Genomic DNA, 1,340 nt, shown 5'->3' with positions numbered 1-1,340 from the left:
CGGTAACCACCTTATCTGACGCGTTCTGGGCCGTGTCTTGTTATGTTGCTCTAACCTTGGCGGTCTATCACTGGCTAGCTCTCTACATCAACAAAGACAACGTATTCAGTAAGTTGGTCCATCAATCTCGCTCCAACCAAGTTGTATTTTCCGCTCTGATGGGTGCGCTGCCCGGTTGTGGTGGTGCTATCGTGGTAACCACACAATTTATCTCGGGTAAGCTCGGTTTCGGTGCTGTTGTCGCTGTGTTGGTGTCTACTATGGGCGATGCAGCCTTTCTACTCATCGCCAGCGAACCGAAAACAGGCCTAGCTATGATGGCGATGGGTGTCATCGTCGGTACAGCTTCAGGTCGAATCATCAATCTATTTCATGCCGATGACTTTTTACGCCCTAAACAAGTTGAGAATGATGAACCTGTTAGAATCTGTTCATCGCAATCACAAGACAAAGAAGCCGTCTCTAAAAAAGCGATCAATTTGCAAGGTTACTTATGGTCAGTATTGATTATCCCAGGCGCTGCGGTTGCCCTACTCGGCTCATTTCAAGTCGATGTCAATCAACTGCTCGCTTTACCAGAAATGTCGATGGAATGGCTTGGCGCTATCTTGTTGATTAGCTCAATGTTTTTGTGGGGACTCACACGTGAGATCAAAGACTACAAATCAGCGGTAAGTGAAGACGAAAAGTGTCTAGGCTCTCACCCATTACAAAAAACAGCACAAGATACTAACTTTGTTACAGCGTGGGTCGTGGTTGCTTTTCTGTTTTTTGAGTTCGGCTCTGTGATAGCAAATGTTGATTTTTCGACGCTATTCTCAAGCTGGGGAATGATGCTCCCCCTGGCTGGGGTCCTGATGGGTTTGCTACCGGGCTGTGGACCACAATTATTGGTAACTAGTCTTTACCTGTCAGGCGCACTTCCTCTTTCAGCTCAGGTAGGCAATGCAGTTTCAAATGATGGTGATGCCCTGTTCCCTGCCATTGCGATGGCCCCTAAAGCCGCACTGGTCGCGACCTTGTACTCCAGTGTACCCGCTCTAATCTGTGCGTACGGTTATTGGTTTATGTTCGAAATTTAAATCTTATCGCTCGATAGGTCTCTATTAGGTCGGTACTTGGTATCGACCTTTTTGCTTTCTAACCCTTGGTCACTCTAATCACTACTCTCCACCGCTCTTATTTGTAAACGCCCTCTAACCTATACAGTTACTAGCTCCCCCTCAATACGCTTCTAAACGCGCTACACAGTTGATTGACCGTAAATACAAGGTTAAGTAGATAAAATACAAAAAGCCCCTGTAAGCGTGCTTACAGGGGCTTTAATTCAAGCTTTAATC

General features: G+C 46.3%; 1 protein-coding gene. It reads left to right on the top strand.

The window, feature by feature from the left end; translation table 11 throughout:
• The coding region (locus BCT81_RS01185; protein ID WP_102423032.1) for a putative manganese transporter at positions 1-1,082 on the top strand (1,082 nt) is incomplete at its 5' end.
• Positions 1,083-1,340: the final 258 nt, after the last annotated feature.

It is taken from the genome of Vibrio sp. 10N.261.52.A1, from assembly GCF_002876325.1.
In the GTDB taxonomy this organism is placed as follows: domain Bacteria; phylum Pseudomonadota; class Gammaproteobacteria; order Enterobacterales; family Vibrionaceae; genus Vibrio; species Vibrio chagasii.
The sequence above is the reverse complement of the archived record's forward strand: the minus strand, read 5'-3'. Positions and strand labels throughout refer to the sequence as shown.